Source organism: Sphingomonas sp. BGYR3, assembly GCF_025153455.1.
Taxonomy (GTDB): domain Bacteria; phylum Pseudomonadota; class Alphaproteobacteria; order Sphingomonadales; family Sphingomonadaceae; genus Sphingomonas.
The window spans coordinates 706,048-724,961 of record NZ_JANZNT010000001.1 but is presented as its reverse complement, the minus strand read 5'-3'; the positions used below and the strand labels follow the sequence as shown (position 1 = coordinate 724,961).

The window sequence follows — 18,914 nt, the reverse complement described above, 5'->3', positions numbered from 1 at the left end:
GCATGGCTCAAACCGTGCGACCAGGACCGGAAAGTCGATTGCCCATTTGGCACGGCTACCGCGTCTGGGCCGGAATTTTCGCGGTGCTATCGGCATTCTACGCAATCGTGTTTGCACTGACCGAGACCCTGATCCTCCCGCGTGACATTGCCTTGTGGTCGCTATGCAACGCCTTGCCTCATACGGCATTCGCTGTCCCTCTGGTCGACCGGTTGGCACCGCGCTTGCCGGACCAGTCGCCTCTGGCCGCTTTGGTGACATCCGCGCTCGCTGTGATGGCCTATGCACTCACCGCCTATTGCGGCACGGTTTTCCTGCTCGCGGCAACAGGCGGCGTGCGGACCGATGGCATACTGGTTCGCTTCTTCAGCGGTCCTGCGCTTCCGTGGCAGATGTTCCAGGGTAGCGCCTACGGATGCCTCGCCATCATGTCCGGCCTGTGGCTCGACGCACGACGACAGCTTCTGGCGCTGGAAGCCAACCAATCGCCAGAGCCGCAAAGGCCGCAGCGCTGGCTGGTGAAGACGACCGACGGCATCATCCCCGTTGATCCCGCCGACATCGTGCGGATCGAGGCTGCGGGCGAATATTCGCGCCTTGTCCTGCCGGGCCAAACGATCATGTCGCGTATCGGCATGCGCGAATGCGAGGAGCGTCTCGCGTCCTATCCCTTCTTGCGGGCGCATCGTTCGCACCTTGTCCATAACGACGCCATCATCCGGGCCGAGCCGGCTGGCAATGGCAGGCTGCAATTGACCCTTCGGAACGGCGATCAGGTCATCACCAGCCGGGATGGCGCCAGATTGGTGCGCGAAAGAGCGATTTGATCGCCGCCAGCCTGTCGATTGGTGGGCCGGATATGTCATTTCATTGCATTTTTGCTCGATAGTCGCCGATCTCAGCGAAGGTCTCCGTCGCCGCTGTGATGGAGACGAGAATGCGATTGAGAGCCGTGATGATGTCGTTGATGCTTGGCCTGCCAGCGGCAACCGTCGCGGCATGGCCATTGCAAGCGCAAGTCGCGGAGCAGGCTCTTGCACCCGCCCGTATCGATGCGCGTGACATCTACTACCTCGGCGAGACGCCGCGCATGACAATTGCCGGGCTTCAGCCGAATGAGCAGATTGGCGTGCACCTGTTCCGCGTTGTCGACCGGTGGCTGTCCGACGGCAGTGGCGGCTGGCGCCCCGAACCCACCCCGATGCATGGATGGGCGCGGTTTCGTGCCGATGCCGCCGGGCGGGTCGACCTGTCTACGGCAATCCCCGAGGATGGCACCAGCAAGGCGGTGGGGCCGGTGACGCTGTTCTGGTCGGCCCGGCGCAGCACGGATCCCTTGCTGAACGATCAAAGCTTTGCCCGGAGCGGCATAGCGCTTCGTGACGACAACACCCATGTGCTGCGGGTCACGCGCGCCACCGCGATCATCGCCGAGCACCGCTTTCGCATCAATGCCGAACGAGCGGACATGACCCGCGTCGAGATCAACTCACCGCAATTGTCGGGCTACTTCGCAGCGCCAGTCGGAGCACGGCGGGCACCGGTCATCATCCATCTGCATGGCAGCGAGGGAGGCAGCGCGGCCAAGGCGCGCGACATCGCCCAACGCTATGCCGAAGCGGGCTTTGCGACACTGGCGATCACCTACTTCGCCTGGAGCTACGAAGCCAACGGCCTCGCTGTTCCGGGGGAACATCGCAACATTCCCGTCGAATTGCTGGATCGCGCCCGGATGTGGCTCCGCCAACGCCCCGAGGCCGACACAGGGCGGATCGCGCTGGTCGGGAACAGCAAAGGCGGCGAGTTCGCGATGGTCGGCGCGGCCTCCTACCCGTGGGTCCGAGCAGCGGTCGGGTGCGTCCCCAGCGACGTCGTCTGGGAAGGCTATGGCGCAACCTCGTGGAACGGAGAAGTGCCCACCAATCTGCCGACGGCCGGCACCTATTCGAGCTGGTCGTGGCAAGGCAGGCCGCTCGCCTATATTCCGACCTATGCAGACCGGCGGGATGGTTTCCTCGACAATACCGATCGCTATGACCGGGCGCGGGCCGAGTTCGTTGAGGCGGCGCGGGCAGCGCGCATCCCGATCGAACGCACCCGTGCCCGTCTGTATCTGATTGGCGGCGAGCGTGACCGGACGTGGTCCAGCGGGGCGATGACGCGCAGCCTGGTCAACGCGATGGACGCGGCCGGAAAGGGCGATCGGGTGGAGAGCCTGATCAGTCCGACGGGCGGGCATTTCCTGTGCGGCGACGGGCTCTACCCGCACCGCGCCTGGCAGGAGGACAGCAGCTCCCCCTATGCCCCCGATATTGATGCGCAGGGGCAAGCCGAATTTGCCGCCCATGAAGGCAAGATCACGTTCCTGAAACGTGTGTTGTCACCTGCCCGCCGGTGATCGGAAGCCTAGGCCGGGTGAGATGGATTTGCCCACGGCCGCCGATTGGTGTATTGCATAGACAACACAGTTCGAGGTGTTCCGATGCTGGCTGCTCTGCTTTTGTCTTTGGCGACACAATCCGCAGCAACGCCTGATCCTTTTGCCATTCTGCGTGACGCCTATGCTCGCCGCGATCATGCGCAGGCCGCAGCTGCTTATGATGATAACGCCGAAGTTCACTATCGCTACGATGGCACGCCGGACGAAAGCTATCGGGGCAGCGCGGCTATCGAGGCGAGCTTCGCCAGTCTGTTCAGGAGCCTTGACGCTGCCGATGCGCTCGACCTCAATTTTCGTATCACGGACCACGATGGCAGCACCGTGCGAGGTCTCTACAGGCTGACCGTGGGTCGCAGTCGCCGAGCTTATGGCCGCTTTACGGCGACGGTCGGCCCCGACGGTCGCTTCACCTTTGACGAAAGCCGCAGCGCGACCCGCGACGAGTTTGAAGAGGCGGACGGCCCGGTGCGGTTTGCGGCGGATCTGGAGGATCTGGATCGCGGATATTACGCCGCCATGGCCGGGCGCTATCGCTTGCCTGACGGCTGCATTCTGGTCGTTACCCGTTCCATCACCCGCCTGTTCGTGCGCAACACCTGCACACAGCAATGGCGCGGGCTGACCCGAGTCAGCGGTCGGGAATGGACCGCGGGAAGCCGGGTGGTCGATCCGGCCGTCGTCAGCAGATTCCGCTTTGCGCCTTTCACCGATGGCGCGAGCCCGTCGCTCAGCATGACAGACAACGACGGCACGACAGTCACTGCGGTTCGGGCCGACAGCTACCGGACACAGGACGTTACCTTCACCAGCGCTGACGGCACACGTCTGACCGGCACGCTGTACAGCCCCATCTCCCCGGATGCGCGGTTGGCAGCGACCGTGATGATCCATGGCTCAGGGCCTCAGGATCGCGACGGCTATGCATCGATCATCGCGGTGATGGCCGATGCGCTGGCCGCAGAAGGGCGGGCTGTTCTCGCTTTTGACAAGCGCGGCAGCGGTGGCTCGGATGGGGACGGGGACCGGGCGGGGTTTGATGTCCTGGCCGAAGACGCGACGGCGGCGATGCAGTATTTGCGCTCGCGCAGCACAATTGACCCGAGCCGGATCGGGTTGGCGGGTAGCAGTCAGGCTGGCTGGGTCGCGGCTCGCGCGATCGAGCTTGGTGCCCGGCCCAGCGATGTTCTGCTGCTCGGCGCGGCGGGTTCGGCGATCACGGTGCGTGAGCAGAACCTCTACAACACCGACGTGCAGATGCGCTGTGCGGGCATCGCTGCGACTGATCGGCGGTTGGCATTGGCCCAGCAGGCAGCGTTCTTCGATTTTCTGACCCAGCCGGCGAAAGCCCCGGCACTGGACAAGCTCACGACACGCGCGCAGGCCGTGCCCGCAATAGCGGATTGGCTTTTCCCGGCGAGCCGCAGCGTGGATCGCACCGACGGGGCCTGGTTCAATGTGCTGGCCACCGACTATGATCCGCTCCCCGTCTGGCGGCGGTACGAAGGCCGGGCCATGACGCTGTTCGGCACATTGGACGATGCCACCCCTACGTCGCGGGCCGCACGGCGTTTGCGCGGCTCGAACGCAACCGTCCGGATCGTGCCGGGAGCGCAGCATCTGGGTCTGTTGGCCTCGGATGTGTGCCAGGCAGGCTTGGGGAACGTCGACCGCTTCAGCCCCGAGGTGTTTTCGACGTTGCGTGAATTCGCTCGGGGAACCTGACCAGGACCTGCGATCAGCGCGGCACAAAGCCCATGATCGCAAGCATGTTGCCGTCGGCATCCTCGAATTGCTGGAGCCTGAGTGACCCGGCCGCCGTGGACTGGACGGTTTCCACGCCCCCCACCAAGGTCGCCCGGGTGGCTTGCAGGCGAACAAGCGCAGCCGCAAAATCCTCGACATGAAAATACAGAATGCCGCTGGGCCGCGCCGGCCGCTGCCGCGCCTCATCGCTGGCAATCATCAGCCGCGTTCCGCCGACATCGAAGAACAGCATGGCGTTCGCTTCGAACATCAGCCGCAGCCCAAGGCGATCCCGGTAAAAGGTGCGTGCCGCATCAAGATCGGTAACGGTAAGCGCAACCTGCTCGAAGCGGGCCTCGCTCAGCACCGGGGCGGCCATATCCTCGGCTGTGGCCATATCCGGCACACTGGCCAGCAAAAACGGCAAAGCCATCCAGACCTTCATGTCCCCTCTCCTTCCTCACCACGGATGACGCTCATCAAGCCAAACGGGGTGCCGTCCGGGTCATCGAAAAAGGCCATCCATTCCTCAGTACCATCGCCATGGACGTGGATGCGATGCGGCGCGCTCCTGATCGTGACGCCCTTCCGGCGCAGCGCCTCCAACTCGGCCGCGATGTCTTCAACCCGGAAGTACACCAGCGAATTGTGCGCCGGATCGCCCGCCGACAGATAGAGCCTGACACCGCCGCAATCGAAGAAGGCGGCGGTTTCAAACCGCATGATCTCTGGCAGTCCAACGATATCGCGCAGCCAATCAGCCATCGCTGGAAGATCGCGCGTCGTCCGGGATATCTGCCCCAGCGACCAGGCTGGCGGTCGATCCGCATGGCTGGCCCTTGCCAGGGCGCTGTCGGCGCGGACACCGGACCATTGCTGCAAGTCCTGACGCGAATCCAGTCCGAGCTTGCCGAGGGCGCTGCTGACATGGAATTTCACAGCGTCGAGAGAAATATTGCAGCGTGCGGCGATTGCAGGATTGGTCAATCCGTGGCGCACGCCTTCGACAACCCGCCACTCGGCTGGCGTGAGGATGTCTGGATGGGGAGGCCTGCCGCGCCTGGTCATTGCGCGGTGATAGCTGCTTCGAAGGTGAATTACGCTACCCGATCACGAGCCGGACGCTTCGCGGCGCGACAGCGCTTTCCAACTGCAAGTAGCACAAGTCGGCGGTCTCGGTGCGCTGAGCTATGGGTTGGCAACGACTCGGCTTGGGACTTTCTGATTCCTCGATCCCAGATGGCACGCTGATTGACTCAAGGTCGCCGACCCGATCAGCAAGTTAGGGACCGGAGTCTAACGAAAGGTGCCATTCCGCTCCCCACCCACAATCGGCCATGAGCTGGACCGATCAGCGATCCCAAAAGCGGAATGGCGGATTCTGGGAAAACCAGACGTTCGATCAGGGGTCCGTGAACGACGGGGTATGGGTCGGGAGCCGACGCGCCGTCTCTGGCCGGTGAAGGCAGCTTTCGCGCTTCGAATTCCTGAAAGCTGCCCGCCCGCTACCGGCCCAATTTCAGCCATTGCCTACAGCACACTTGCTCCCATTAACTCAGCCAGCAGCCTTCGCCCGGAGGCTGTCCAGATAGTCCGACCACCATTGCGCCATAGCTACTCGTTCGTTCCAATGTGCTCCTCGGGTGTATGCAGCCCGCACCTTGTCGGTATCGCCATGGGCGAGCGCCCGTTCGATGGCATCCGGGTGCCATTTGCCACTCTCATTGAGCAGCGTGGCAGCCATGGCGCGAAACCCGTGTGCGGTCATTTCGTCGGTCGTGTAGCCGAGCCGCCTTAGACCTGCGTTCAAGGTGTTCTCACTCATTGGACGGGCGCGTGTCCGGACCGACGGGAAGACATAGCCGGCCGGGCCAGTGATCGAGCAAACCTCCTTTAGGATTGCCACCGATTGGTGTGAAAGCGGAACGCGGTGGATTTTCCGCATCTTCATCTTCTCGGCAGGGATGGTCCACAGTGCACCGTCCAAATCGATCTCTTCCCACCGAGCGTGGCGAAGCTCGCCCGGGCGCACAAACACATGAGGCGCAAGCTTGAGGGCAAGGCGGGTAAGCCCCATGCTCTCATAGCCGTCGATCGCCAGCAGCAGTTCGCCAACCTTTGTAGGTTCCAGGATCGCCGCATAGTGCGTCACCTTAGGTGTCGCGAGTGCGCCTCGAAGGTCACGCGTCGGATCCGAGGCCAGCCGCGCGGTCGCCACCGCATACCGAAACACCATGCCGGCCAGCTGCAATGTCCGGCGGGCGCTCTCGAGAGTTCCCTTTGATTCGATTCTGCGGACGGCTGCCAGAACATCACCGGGCTCGATCTCCCCGATCGGCAGGCTGCCCAAGGCACCGTTCAGGCATGACAGCAGATACTCGCTGCGCTTGGCTGTGGCAGGGGACCAGCCGCCCTGGCCATCCGCCTTTCGCTTGGCACAGTATTCGGCAGAGACGGAGGCGAAGGTGTTCTTCGCCTCCGACCGCTCGCGGACCTTGGCCCGCTGCTTTTCCCTGGACGGGTCCTTGTTTGCTGCAAGCTGCTCGCGGGCAACATCGCGGCGCTTGCGCGCTTCGGCAAGGGTCACTTCCGGATAGGCACCGAAGGCCAGCAGCTTCTCCTTGCCGGAATGCCGATATTTCAGCCGCCAGAGCTTCCCGCCCGCCGGTGTGACCAGCAGATAGAGGCCAGCGCCATCCGCCAGTTTATACTGCTTCACTGCAGGCTTCGCATGCCGGACTGCAAAGTCGGTCAATGCCATGATGGCTCTCCGTACCCCCCAGGGTGACGTGCCATACCCCCAGCCTGTTTTGGCTTCCCCCAATCGTACCCCCAGTAACTCACGACTGGGGCTGAACGACGGTGGACAGGCATGGCCTCTGAGCCATTAAATACCGCAGATTTCTGGGGGTTGTCTAGCTCAGGACGGACGGCGCTGGACAGGGAATTGGAGCGGGTGAGGGGAATCGAACCCCCGTCTTAAGCTTGGGAAGCTTCTGCTCTACCATTGAGCTACACCCGCGTGCAGGGCGTCGTTGCTACATCCGGCTGCGCGCGTCAACGGTCCGTTGGCCGTTGCGCCCGTCGTGCCATGCGTTAGCAAGGGTCATTCACTTCATGGCCGGGGGCAAGATGCGGAAATTCGTGCGGGATTTGCTGGGAACGACGATGGCGGTCCTGCTGGTGGCGGGTGGCGCGGCGCCGGTCGCGGCAGAGGGGTTGATCAAGGCGGAATATGACAGCGCGGTGCCGACGCTGGAAACCGTGGTTGGCCATGCCACGGGCGCACGGATCACCCGGCCGGAGGATCTGGTCCGCTATCTGGAGGCGCTGGCCGCCGCCACGCCGGACCGCACGCGCCTGGTCACCTATGCCCGCAGCTGGGAGGGGCGGCCGCTCGTCTATCTGGTCATCGGCAGCGCGGCGAACATCGCCCGGCTGGACGCGATCAAGGCGGATACCGCGCGGCTGGCGGAGGGGCGGGCGCTGGCCCCGGCGGAACGCGCCGCGATCCTTGCCCGCACGCCGGCCGTCGCCTGGTATGGCGCGGGCATCCACGGGAACGAGATCACGCCGCCCGAAAGCGCGCTGGCGCTGGCCCACCATCTGCTTGCGGCGCGCGGCGATGCGCTGGTCGACCGGATCCTGGCCGAAACCGTCGTCATCATCGACCCCAGCCAGAACCCGGACGGCCGCGCCCGCTTCGTCAATAATTTCGAATCCGCCATGGGGCTGGAGGCGCAGGGCGACCGATACACCGCCGAACATGACGAACCCTGGCCCGGCGGGCGCACCAACCATTATCTGTTCGACATGAACCGCGACTGGTTTGCCGCGACGCAGCCGGAAACGCGCGGGCGGCTGGCCGCGTTCCGGGAATGGAACCCGGCGGTGTTCGTCGATTCGCACGAGATGAGCGGCGACGACAGCTATTATTTCGGGCCGCCCGCCGATCCGGTGAACCCCCTGATCACCCCGCGCCAGAATCAGGCGCAGATCGAATTCGGCAAGGGGCGGGGCGCGTGGTTCGACCGGTACGGCATCCCCTATTTCACGCGGGAGGTGTATGACGCCTTCTACCCCGGCTACGGCGACATGTGGCCGACGCTGAACGGCAGCATCGCCTCCACCTTCGAACAGGGGTCGCCGCGCGGCCTGACCTTTACCCGCCGCAATGGCGATACGCTGACCTATCGCGACGGCACGTTCAACAATTTCATCGCCGCTCTGTCGACGCTGGAAACACTGGCCAATGGGCGCGAGCGAATCCTCAGCGACTATGCCGATTTCCGCCGGTCGGCGGTGGTGGAGGGCGAGCGCGCGTCCGACCGCTATGTCGTGATCGACCGCAGCGTGCGGCGGGGCCAGGCGGAACGGCTGGCCGCGACCCTGGCGGGACAGGGGATTGCCGTCAGGCGGATGGCGCCGGGCACGCTGTGCGGGCGCAGTTATCCCGACGGCGCGCTGATTATCGACAAGGCGCAGCCCAATGGCCGCCTGATCCGGGCGCTGCTCGATCCCGACGTCGCCCTGCCACAAAAGTTCATGGCGGAGCAGGAGCGGCGGCGAAAGGCGGGGCTGCCCCATATGCTGTACGATGTCACGGCATGGACGCTGCCGTTGATGGAGGGGATTACGGCCGGCCGGTGCGGCACCATCGGCGGCGCATCGCTGTCGCCTGTTGCGGCCGACGGCCCGCCGCCTGCCAAGGCGGAGATTGGCGAGGGCTTTGGCTATGCCGTGCCCTGGTCGGATGCAGGACAGGCGCGGTTCGTCATTGCCGCGCTGCGCGATGGCCTGACCGGATCGGTGACGGACGAACCCTTCGTGGTTCAGGGGCGCCGTTATGGCAAGGGGACCGTGGTGTTCCCGGTCAAGGGCAACCCGGCGGACCTGCCCCAGCGCCTGGCAACGCTGGCGCAGCAGCATGGTGCAGAGGTCGCGACGCTGACCAGCAGCTGGGTGGACGAAGGGCCGAATTTCGGCAGTGACGCCTTTGCCCGGCTGAAACTGCCCAAGATCGCCATGGCGTGGGACGAGGGCACGGACGGGGGTGAGGCGGGGGCCGCGCGCTATGTCCTGGAACGCAAGCTGGGCCTGGCCGTCGCGCCCATTCGGGTGCGCACGCTGGGTGGAGCCAGGCTGACGGATTACGACGTGTTGCTGCTGCCCGAAACCACCGGCCGGTTCGGCGGCGCGCTGGGCGGGCGCGGAGCGGCGGCGATCAAGGCGTTCGTCGAACAGGGCGGCGTGGTCGTGGCGCTGGGTTCGGCCACAGAGGCGCTGGCCGGGGACAGCCTGAAGCTGCTGGCCACCACCGCCGAACAGGCATTCCAGCCGGAGGACAAGGAAAAGCCGGCCGATCCAAAGGCCGGGACGCGCATCGCGGGCGACGATGCCTATCAGCGGATGATCGCCGATCCGAAGGCGTCGCCGGACGAGGTGCCCGGCACGCTGGTCCGCGTCGATGCCGATCCCGATCACTGGCTGGCATCCGGCTATGCCGATACCGGGGCGACGGCGCTGGTCACCGGTGCCGCCATCTATAAACCGCTGAATGCCGCGAACGGGGTCAATGTGTTCCGGTTCAAACCCGCCGACACGCTGGTCGCAAGCGGCTATCTGTGGGAGGAAAACCGGCTTCAGCTGGCGTACAAGCCGTTCCTGATGAGCGAGGCGCGGGGCCAGGGCCTGGTCGTCGCCTTTTCGCAAAGCCCGGTGACGCGCGGCTATCTTGGCGGCCTCGATCTGCTGGTCGCCAATGCCGTGCTGCTGGCCCCTGCGCGGGTAGAGGCGGGCACGGCGCGCTGACCGTCGCCCGCCTGTGCGGGGAAACAAGTGGGGCGGGTGCTGGCCCGCCCCCCACACCATCATTCGATGCCCAGCGCCGCCTTGACGGCCCGCCAGTCGACCAGCTTGAAATTCTGCGGCCCGCCGGTGTTGATATCGTCCTGAATGGCCAGCAGTCCCTGCGGATAGTTGCCAATGGGGCCGCTCCATGCGTCCAGCCCGTCTGTGCCGCTGACGCCGTCCACGCTGCCCGATGCAGCAACGCGGAACCGGCCGACATAGCGGGGACCGGCGTCCTCCAGCGCGAATACGGCAAAGGCGCTGTCGCCCTGGCTCGATCCGATCAGCCAGGCGCGCCCCCCTTCGCGGATCAGCGTCTGACCCTCCACATCGGCGACGAAATGCTGGTCGGCAATCATCGACACTGCCGTCCGTGCGCTATCGGTCGTGTCCACCGAATAGCGCCACAGGCCGGCGATCTCCTCGCCGATATACAGCGCGCCGGTGCGATCATCGATCACGCATCCCTCGGACTGGGTGCCGACGGCAAAGCGTTTTTCCTCGACGCCGGTCACGGTCGTCCCGTCATCGCTCAACCGGTACTGCCGCGTCTCCCCATCCTTGGCGATCAGCACGGCGAGCAGCGCATCGCCGCGCCTGCCCATGCAAAAGCCATAGGGTTCGATGACGTCCGATTTGATGAACCCCGCCGGGGTCAACTGGCCGCTGCCGGTATAGCGGTACAGCGCGACGCCCATCCGGCCCCGGTCCGATGCGCCCGCGATGAACCCGTCGCCCACCGGACGCAGGTCGACATTGTTCAGCAGCCCGTCGGGCAGGAACTGCAGCGATCCGCCGCCCAGCGCATAGACGTACAGCCCCGCCTTCTTGTCGGTGCCCAGGATGATGCCCGGCTCTGCCTTGCCCGCAAAAGACAGGGGCCGGCCATCGGCCCGTGCAAAGATCGCGGGGTCGTCCGCCGCATCGGCATTGGGCGTCGCCACCGGCACGGTTTCGGCCGCCGCTGGCACCTCCACCGTTGGCAATGGCGATGGCGGCATCGGCTTTTCCCCCTGCCATCCCGTGCATCCGGACAGAAAAGCGGCGGCTGTCATCGAAATGACCCGGATTTGTCCTGCTAGCTTCATCGAAGTCCTCTTTGGCCCCCCAGACGGTGATCGGCGACGCACTACGTCGCCAAAAGGGGGATTTTTATGACAGTTTCGAAATTTGCGGGGGGCGTCTGTCTGGCCGCCATCGCCCTGATGGCCATGCCGGCGGCGGCGCAGGATCAGCGGGAAACGCAGGACAGCGGCACGGCGACCGCCGAAACGCAGGATCAGGACGCGCGCGCCAGCGACATCATCGTCAATGGCGACATCGTGTTCCGCAACCGGACCAGCGACCCCAACCCCGTGCTCGCCTATGACCTGGAATATTTCCAGCGGTTCGAACCGGTGTCGGTTGGCGAGATGCTGAAGCGGGTGCCCGGCACGACCTTTACCTCCGACGTGCTGGAATATGATCAGGTGCAGTTTCGCGGCCTGCCGCCCGGCTTTACCCAGGTGCTGATCAACGGCCGCCGCGCGCCGGGCGGAGAGGCGGATCGCAGCTTCTTCGTCGACCGGATCCCGGCCGAACTGGTCGAGCGGATCGAGATTGTCCGCGCCCCCCGTGCCGACCAGCCGAGCGAGGGCGTGGCGGGCACGCTGAACATCGTGACCAAGGAATCGACGGCGTTCGAGGGCGGGTTCGTCAAGGCCGCGGCGCTCATCAACGCCGATGGCGGCGTGCGCCCCTCTGCCGCGATCGCCTATGCCGGCCGGCTGGGTGCCGACACCGATTTCTGGGCCGCGCTCAACTATCAGAAGCGCCGCAATCCAAAGCGCAAGGTATCGTTCCGCTTCGGCGACGAACCGACGACGGGCGAGCCGTATAACGAGGATCCGGAGTTCAGCGATTTCGAGGCGCAGGACGATACCCGCGACGGCAGCGACCTGTCGGGCAGCGCGGAAATCGTCCATCGCTTCGGCGATGGCGGCCGCTTCCGCATCGGCGGCTTCTTTGTCGACACCGACCGCAAGGAAAGCGAGGTATCCGCGACGTTCGAGGGTGCCGACCTGGATTTCGACGAGGTCGAGGTTCAGGAAGAGGACATTAATCAGCAGACCTATTCCGTCACCAGCGACGCGGTGATCCCGCTGGGCGCGGTGGAACTCGGCCTTGCGGGCGGCTGGTCGGCCTATCGCGAGGATACGGCGGTTCAGGTGTTCGTGGGCGACAACGAAGATGATTTCACCGATGTCGAGCTGGACGATGAAGAGACGCTCGACATCAAGGATGACGAGTTCAATTTCACTGCCTTCCTCCGCTATGGCAACGACACCCCGGTTCAGCTGAAGACGGGTATCGATCTGTTGTTCAAGAAGCGGACGGGCCGCAATGTCGGCGATTTCATTGCCGATGATTTCCCGTTTGAGGTCAAGGAGGACCGGTACGACCCCTATGTCCGCCTGACGTTCGAACCGTCATCGGATTTCACCATCGACGCCGGCCTGCGCTATGAAATCACCAAGCGCAGCGTGACGGCGGACGGCGACGTTGCCGATTACGATACCGATCAGCTCAACCCCTCGCTCCACCTGCGCTATGCGCCGACCGATGCGGATCAGTTCCGCGCCTCGGTCGCGCGGACGGTGCGCCGGCCCAACTACAATCTCATCTCGCCCTATCTTCAGGAAGAATCGCCGGGCGATGATGACGAGACGATCGGCAACCCCGCGCTGCTGAACGAAAGCGCCTGGGGCCTGGATGTCGGCTATGAACGGCGGCTTGGCCGCAACGGCATTTTCGGCGTCAACTTCTTCTACCGCGACATTTCCGACCTCACTGAACTGGTTGCGATCGGCGATTCGTCGAACGGGCTGGGCCAATTGTTCACGCCGCGCAACATCGGCGATGGCCAGACCTGGGGATTCGAGGCGGATTTCTCTGCCCCGCTCGACGTGATCGGCCTGCCCGATACCGGCCTGTTCGCCAACTATACCTATCTGGACAGCCGCACGACCGACCCGTTCACGGGGGAAAAGCGCCAGTTCAACAACCAGCCGCATCACCTGTACAATATCGGGTTCATTCAGACGCTGCGTGCCGCCGACGCCAGCTTTGGCGCGACGATTTCGGGCCGCAGCCGGGCCACCGAATCCAATTTCGATGAGGTCGTCGACCTGCGCTACGATCCGGACCTGGAGGCGTTTGTCGAAAAGCGGCTGGGCGGCCAGTTCGTGCTGCGCTTCACCGTCCAGAACATCCTCAATCGCCGCAAGAAAGAGGATTTCCGCAAATATGACGGCGATTCGTTCGAAGAGATCCTGGACAACCGCGCTGCCGGCGATCTGGATGAATATGAGATCGAGCGCGAACGCTCCGGCCAGCTGTTTCAGGTGACGCTGCGCGCCGCCTTCTGACCCTTGCGATCCTGTGATGCCCCTGTTCCCGGTTCATGCCGGGGGCAGGGGTTTTTGTTGCCCCCCTCCGGCCGCCCCGGACCCTGGTCTCGGATGCCGCGGCATGGGGCCGATGCTGCCCGCGCCATCGCGCGCCGCCGGTCGCTGCCATCCCGACCCGCAACGAAAAAGGGCGCCGCCATCGCTGGCTGCGCCCTTTCCCTAATCCGTCCGGTCTTGCGACCGGCGAAGCAACTGGCTGAAATCAGCCGGCGTTGCCCATGGCGTCAACGGCGTTGTCGACGGAGTTGCCCATGGCGTCCATCTCGTTGCCCATTTCGGTCATGGTGTCGTTCGCCATCGCCTCGATGTTGCCCATCGTGTCTTCCACGTTGGCTTCCGGCGCTTCAGGCGAGGTGCACGCGGCCAGGGTCATCAGGCCGGCGGCAGCAGCGACAAGAACGATCTTCTTCATTCGAATGCTCCCAAGCAATTCATATTCGCGGCCGGCCCGAATGCCGTCGCGAAGCCTTGGCAATAACGTCCGCTGCGGTTGCGTCAATCGGTAATTCATAGTCGCCATGGGGTTTAATCGACGAAACCCACGCGAATCAGGGGGTCACAGCCGGAATTTCCTCTGCGGAATCGGCCGTTACGGCCAGCATTGCGGTCCATGCGGCGACATTTTGCCGCAACTGCTCAGGGTCGATCTTGTCCAGCGTATCGTCCGGCGTGTGGTGTAGGTCGAAATAACGGCTGCCATCCTGTTGCAGATCGATGATCGCGACATTGTTCGACCGGGCGATCGCGCCGATATCGGCCCCGCCGCCGGGGCGCGACTCACGCCCGCGGGTGATTCCCAGCGGTGCCAGCGCAGCCGCCAGCCGGTCGGCCACCGGCGCGGCCGTGCCGCTCAGGCTGGAATCGAATTTCCAGATGCGGTCGGCACCGAAATCGGATTCGGCGGCCAGCACGTGCCGCTCGCCCTTGTGCGCTTCGCCATAGGCGCGGCCGCCGAACACACCGACTTCCTCTGCGCCGGCAAACAGCACGCGGATCGTCCGCCGCGCGCCGCCCGCATCCAGGATGCGCTTGGCCGCCGCCGCCACGATGCCGCAACCCGCGCCGTCATCGAACGCGCCGGTGCCAAGGTCCCAGCTGTCGAGGTGGCACGCGACCAGCACGATGCCCGCCGCCGGATCGCGGCCGGGCACTTCGGCAATCACGTTGCCCGATTCGTGCATTCCGGTCTGGCGCGGCGTCATGGTCAGCCGGACGCGAACCGGCTTGCCGCGCTTCAGCACGCGTTCCAGCTGATCCGCATCGGGCAGGGCCAGCGCGCCCGCCGGGATCGGCTTGACCCCGTCGGGAAAGTTCATGACGCCGGTGTGCGGGTTGCGATGATGATCGGTGCCGATCGACCGGATCAGGATCGCCGCCGCGCCCTTTTGCGACGCGATGCCCGGCCCCTGCCGCCGCGCCCCGCCGAAGGCGCCGTAATGCGATCCGTCCTGCGTCGCGCGCATGGCGTGGCTGACATAGACGATCTTGCCCTTCACCGCGCTGGCCGGTGCGGCTTGCAAATCGGCCAAGGTGGGAAAGAACACGATTTCGCCCTCGACGCCCTTGTCCCCGGTGCTGCCCGAATTGCCCAGCGCGGCCACGGCCAGCGGCTGGGGGAAGGGCGCGGTGATGAACGCCTTTTCCTCGCCGCGCACCCATACCGGCATCTGGAACGGTTCGGCGCGGACCTTGCTGAACCCCAGCGCGGACAGCTTGGCCACGGCCCAGTCGCGCGCCCGCGCCTCTGCCGCCGTTCCGGCAAGCCGGGGGCCGACTTCGGTCGTCAGGCTCTCGGTCAGGTCATAAGCAATCTCGTCCTTCAACGCGGCATCGCGCAGCGCGGCTGCGTCCAGTGTCTGTGCCGAAGCGGGGAAGGAGAGGGCGAGGGCGGCGACAGCGCCGAGCAGGATCGTTTTCATGGACGGCGACGCTATAGCGTACCCATGCGTTTGCCAACGGCCCGCCCGGCCGCTACATGGCGCGCGACCTTTTCCTGCCCCGAATATTCTTTGACGGAGACCGCCACGTGGCCGCCCAATACGCCTTTGTGATGAAGGACATGACCAAGACCTTCCCCGGCGCGCAAAAGCCGGTGCTGTCCAACATCAACCTGCAATTTTATCAGGGTGCCAAAATCGGCATCGTCGGCCCCAACGGCGCCGGCAAATCGACGCTGATGAAGATCATGGCCGGCGTGGACAAGGATTATACCGGAGAGGCATGGCCGGGCGAAAACATCACCGTCGGCTATCTGGAGCAGGAGCCGCAGCTCGACCCGAACAAGACCGTGCTGGAAAACGTCAAGGACGGCGCGCGCGAAACCGCCGATCTGGTCGAGCGGTTCAACGCCATCTCCGCTGAAATGGGCGATCCAAAGGACGACACCGATTTCGACGCCCTGATGGAAGAGATGGGCGATCTTCAGGCAAAGATCGACGCGGTCGATGGCTGGACGCTGGACAACCAGCTTGAGGTGGCGATGGAGGCCCTGCGCTGCCCGCCCGGCGACTGGTCGGTCGAAAACCTGTCCGGCGGTGAAAAGCGCCGTGTCGCGCTGACCCGGCTGCTGATTCAGAAACCGTCGATCCTGCTGCTCGACGAACCGACCAACCACCTCGATGCCGAAAGCGTCAACTGGCTGGAAAACCACCTCAAGGAATATGCCGGCGCGGTGCTGATGATCACCCACGACCGCTATTTCCTGGACAATGTCGTCGGCTGGATCCTCGAAATCGACCGCGGCAAGTATTTCCCGTACGAGGGCAATTATTCCACCTATCTGGAAAAGAAGGCCAAGCGCCTTGAGCAGGAAGACCGCGAGGCGACCGGCCGGCAAAAGGCGATCAAGGACGAGCTGGAATGGATCCGCGCCGGCGTGAAGGGCCGGCAGACCAAGTCAAAGGCGCGTATCGCCAAGTTCGAACAGCTGGTCGAGGCTCAGGAAAACCGCACCCCCGGCAAGGCGCAGATCGTCATTCAGGTGCCGGAACGTCTGGGCGGCAAGGTGATCGAGGTGGAGAATGTCTCCAAGGCCTATGGCGACAAGCTGTTGTTCGAAAACCTGTCCTTCACCCTGCCTGCGGGCGGCATCGTCGGCGTCATCGGCCCGAACGGCGCGGGCAAGTCCACGCTGTTCAAGCTGATCACCGGCCAGGAACAGCCCGACAGCGGCAAGGTCGAAATCGGCACCACCGTCCGCCTCGGCTATGTCGATCAGAGCCGCGATCACCTCGACCCGTCAAAGAATGTCTGGGAGGAAATCTCGGACGGTCTCGATTACATGAAGGTCAACGGCCACGATCAGTCGACGCGCGCCTATGTCGGCGCCTTCAACTTCAAGGGCCAGGATCAGCAGAAGAATGTCGGCAAGCTGTCCGGCGGTGAGCGCAACCGCGTCAACATCGCCAAGATGCTGAAGCGCGGCGGCAACGTGCTGCTGCTCGACGAACCGACCAACGATCTCGACGTCGAAACGCTGGGCGCGCTGGAAGAAGCCATCGAGAATTTCGCCGGTTGCGCCGTGGTCATCAGCCACGACCGCTTCTTCCTCGACCGTCTGGCCACCCACATCCTGGCGTTCGAAGGCAACAGCCATGTCGAATGGTTCGAGGGCAATTTCGAAGCCTATGAGGAAGACAAGCGCCGTCGCCTGGGCGATGCCGCCGATCGCCCGACGCGGCTGGCCTATAAAAAGCTGACGCGCTGATCCCATGGCCGGGGCGCGCCGCGACGGCTCGCTTGCCGAATGGCTGGAGGCAGAGGGGTTCGCGCCCGATGCCTCCACCCCCGGTTCCGGCGATGCCAGCGCCATTGCCGATGTGCCCCGTGTCCGCGCGATCCTGACCGCCGCGGCGCGGGAGGGGCGGGCGGTCAGCTATTCGGAGGCGCTGGGCCAGCTTGGCCTGCGCTTCACCCGGCCAAAGATGCGGGCGCTGTGCCGCACGCTCGACGCCATCGACCGCGACGAACTGGCCGCAGCGCGCCCGGCACTGGCGGTGCTGGTCGTGCGCGAAAGCGACGGCTTGCCGGGGCAGGGGTGGTGGACCGGATCCGACGCGCGCGGCTATGCCGGGGCATGGACCGGCCCGGAGGCGATGGCCCATGTCCGCGCCCTGCAGCAACGCGCCTTTGATTACTGGCGCGGCCGGCAGGACTGATCCCGCCGGCCGGCCGGCCGGATGGTCAGGCCTTCGCCACCTTGTCCACCGCCGCGATGAACGCCGCCATTTCGGCGGGCGATCCGATCGTCACGCGGCTGACCGTGGGCCAGATTTCCCAGTTGCGCCCGATCTGCACCTTTTGCGCCAGCAGGGCGGCCTGCATTTCCTTGGCCGGCCGGGTTTTCCAATCGACCATGATCATGTTGCCCGCACTGCCGCCATGCACCGCGATCCCGCGCTGTTCCAGCGCCGCCACGGTCATTGCCCGCGTCGCGTTCATCTCCTCGCGCCGCGCCTTGATCGCGTCCGCCATGGGATAGGCCGCCGAACCACAGGCCAGCGCCGTGATCGGCAGCACGCCCGACACCTGAAATCCGTCATAACGCATCATCCGCTTGTGCAGATCGGGGTGCGCCAGCGTCAGGCCCAGCCGGATGCCCGCCATCCCGAACAGCTTGGAAAAGGTGCGCATGACGATCACGTCATCCCGCGCGGCGGCCAGCGGCGCTGCGGTCGGACCGTCATGGAAATGGATATACGCCTCGTCCACCAGCAGCACCGACCCCTTGGGCTTGTTCGCGGCCAGCCATTCGATGTCCGCCATCGGCGTCACCGTTCCGGTCGGGTTGTTCGGCGAACAGACATAATAAAGGCCCGCATCGGGATTGGCGGCCAGCATCGCGCGCACGTCCGCGCCCTTGCCGGGCTGCAGCGGCACCCGGGCCAGCGGCGCCTTCAGCCAGGCGGCGGCGCGCCATGCGGCCTCGAACGTCGGGTCGGCGGTCACCAGCCCCTTTTCCGGCGAACAGAACGAAATGACGGACCGGACCAGCGGATCGCCCGAACCGGGCCAGGGGAGGATATGGCTTTCCGGCACCTTGTCGACCGCCGCCACCGTCTGGATCAACTGTCCGCGCGCATTGGCGGGGTCATACCGGTTGCCCATCGCAATGATCTTTGCCGCTGCCTCGGCTGCTTCCGGAAACGGGCCGGTCCAGCATTCGTTGGCGCCGATCTGCACCGCGCCCTCGACGGCGCGGGCCGCCTGGCTCTGCGCGAATGCGGGTGCGGCCAGCGATGGCCCCAGCGCCGCGCCGGCCCCCATCAGGGCAAGGACCCGGCCCAGATCGCGGCGGGAATAACCGCGCTCGATCAAATCCTGCTTGGCATCGATATCGAACATGAAGACCCCCATCTGCCGTCAAATGTCATTGGCCCGAAACCGAACCGGCTTCGGGGACAGTCACTCATGCGGGGGCGACAGGCTCTATT

Annotated in this window: 14 protein-coding genes and 1 tRNA gene; 7 read left to right on the top strand and 8 right to left on the bottom strand. The window is 64.9% G+C overall.

The annotated features are described in order from the left end of the window. Positions 1-2 precede the first annotated feature (2 nt). The 3 genes from NYR55_RS03345 (at position 3) to NYR55_RS03335 (ending at position 4,162) form a co-directional block, all read left to right on the top strand. Positions 3-827 (top strand): LytTR family DNA-binding domain-containing protein, encoded by an 825-nt coding sequence (locus NYR55_RS03345; protein ID WP_260019820.1) that lies wholly within the window; start codon positions 3-5, stop codon positions 825-827. A gap of 140 nt (positions 828-967) precedes the next feature. Then, positions 968-2,398: an acyl-CoA thioester hydrolase/BAAT C-terminal domain-containing protein gene (locus NYR55_RS03340; RefSeq protein WP_260021540.1), complete on the top strand. Its 1,431-nt coding sequence runs from the start codon at positions 968-970 to the stop codon at positions 2,396-2,398. A gap of 84 nt (positions 2,399-2,482) precedes the next feature. Further along, a complete protein-coding gene (locus tag NYR55_RS03335; protein ID WP_260019819.1) occupies positions 2,483-4,162 on the top strand; it encodes an alpha/beta hydrolase in 1,680 nt (559 codons plus the stop codon). 13 nt (positions 4,163-4,175) lie between these two features. Here the strand turns inward: NYR55_RS03335 and NYR55_RS03330 are convergent, their stop codons facing one another. From NYR55_RS03330 to NYR55_RS03315, 4 genes are all read right to left on the bottom strand, one after another. After that, positions 4,176-4,628 carry a VOC family protein gene (locus NYR55_RS03330; protein WP_260019818.1) on the bottom strand — a complete coding sequence of 151 codons (453 nt, stop codon included), beginning with the start codon at positions 4,626-4,628 and terminating at the stop codon, positions 4,176-4,178. After that, entirely contained in the window at positions 4,625-5,251 is a 627-nt protein-coding gene (locus NYR55_RS03325) for a LuxR C-terminal-related transcriptional regulator (protein ID WP_260019817.1), read from the bottom strand. Before NYR55_RS03325 ends, NYR55_RS03330 begins: the two co-directional genes overlap by 4 nt. 487 nt (positions 5,252-5,738) lie before the next feature. Further along, complete coding sequence (locus NYR55_RS03320) at positions 5,739-6,944, bottom strand: integrase arm-type DNA-binding domain-containing protein (RefSeq protein ID WP_260019816.1); 1,206 nt, start codon at positions 6,942-6,944, stop codon at positions 5,739-5,741. Between the two features lie 187 nt (positions 6,945-7,131). Then, a tRNA-Gly gene (locus tag NYR55_RS03315) sits at positions 7,132-7,205 on the bottom strand. Between the two features lie 146 nt (positions 7,206-7,351). Here NYR55_RS03315 and NYR55_RS03310 point away from each other — a divergent pair. Continuing rightward, entirely contained in the window at positions 7,352-9,994 is a 2,643-nt protein-coding gene (locus NYR55_RS03310; protein WP_260019815.1) for a M14 family zinc carboxypeptidase, read from the top strand. A 59-nt stretch (positions 9,995-10,053) separates the two neighbouring features. Here the strand turns inward: NYR55_RS03310 and NYR55_RS03305 are convergent, their stop codons facing one another. Further along, positions 10,054-11,088 carry a phytase gene (locus tag NYR55_RS03305; protein WP_260019814.1) on the bottom strand — a complete coding sequence of 345 codons (1,035 nt, stop codon included), beginning with the start codon at positions 11,086-11,088 and terminating at the stop codon, positions 10,054-10,056. Between the two features lie 99 nt (positions 11,089-11,187). Between NYR55_RS03305 and NYR55_RS03300 the strand changes: the two genes are divergently transcribed. Beyond that, positions 11,188-13,440 (top strand): TonB-dependent receptor, encoded by a 2,253-nt coding sequence (locus tag NYR55_RS03300; RefSeq protein WP_260019813.1) that lies wholly within the window; start codon positions 11,188-11,190, stop codon positions 13,438-13,440. 244 nt (positions 13,441-13,684) lie between these two features. On the opposite strand, the gene NYR55_RS03295 is transcribed toward NYR55_RS03300, so the two are convergent. Both NYR55_RS03295 and NYR55_RS03290 read right to left on the bottom strand, forming a co-directional pair. Next, entirely contained in the window at positions 13,685-13,894 is a 210-nt protein-coding gene (locus NYR55_RS03295; RefSeq protein WP_260019812.1) for a hypothetical protein, read from the bottom strand. A 136-nt stretch (positions 13,895-14,030) separates the two neighbouring features. Continuing rightward, entirely contained in the window at positions 14,031-15,401 is a 1,371-nt protein-coding gene (locus NYR55_RS03290; protein ID WP_260019811.1) for a M20/M25/M40 family metallo-hydrolase, read from the bottom strand. A gap of 107 nt (positions 15,402-15,508) precedes the next feature. Here NYR55_RS03290 and ettA point away from each other — a divergent pair, with 107 nt between their 5' ends. Both ettA and NYR55_RS03280 read left to right on the top strand, forming a co-directional pair. Continuing rightward, a complete protein-coding gene (gene ettA, locus NYR55_RS03285) occupies positions 15,509-17,188 on the top strand; it encodes an energy-dependent translational throttle protein EttA (RefSeq protein ID WP_347709653.1) in 1,680 nt (559 codons plus the stop codon). A gap of 4 nt (positions 17,189-17,192) precedes the next feature. Next, on the top strand, positions 17,193-17,639 hold the full coding sequence (locus NYR55_RS03280; protein WP_347709652.1) for a ribose-phosphate pyrophosphokinase: 447 nt from the start codon (positions 17,193-17,195) through the stop codon (positions 17,637-17,639). Between the two features lie 25 nt (positions 17,640-17,664). Here NYR55_RS03280 and NYR55_RS03275 read toward each other — a convergent pair whose 3' ends face one another. Continuing rightward, a complete protein-coding gene (locus NYR55_RS03275) occupies positions 17,665-18,825 on the bottom strand; it encodes a pyridoxal phosphate-dependent aminotransferase (RefSeq protein WP_260019810.1) in 1,161 nt (386 codons plus the stop codon). Positions 18,826-18,914: the final 89 nt, after the last annotated feature.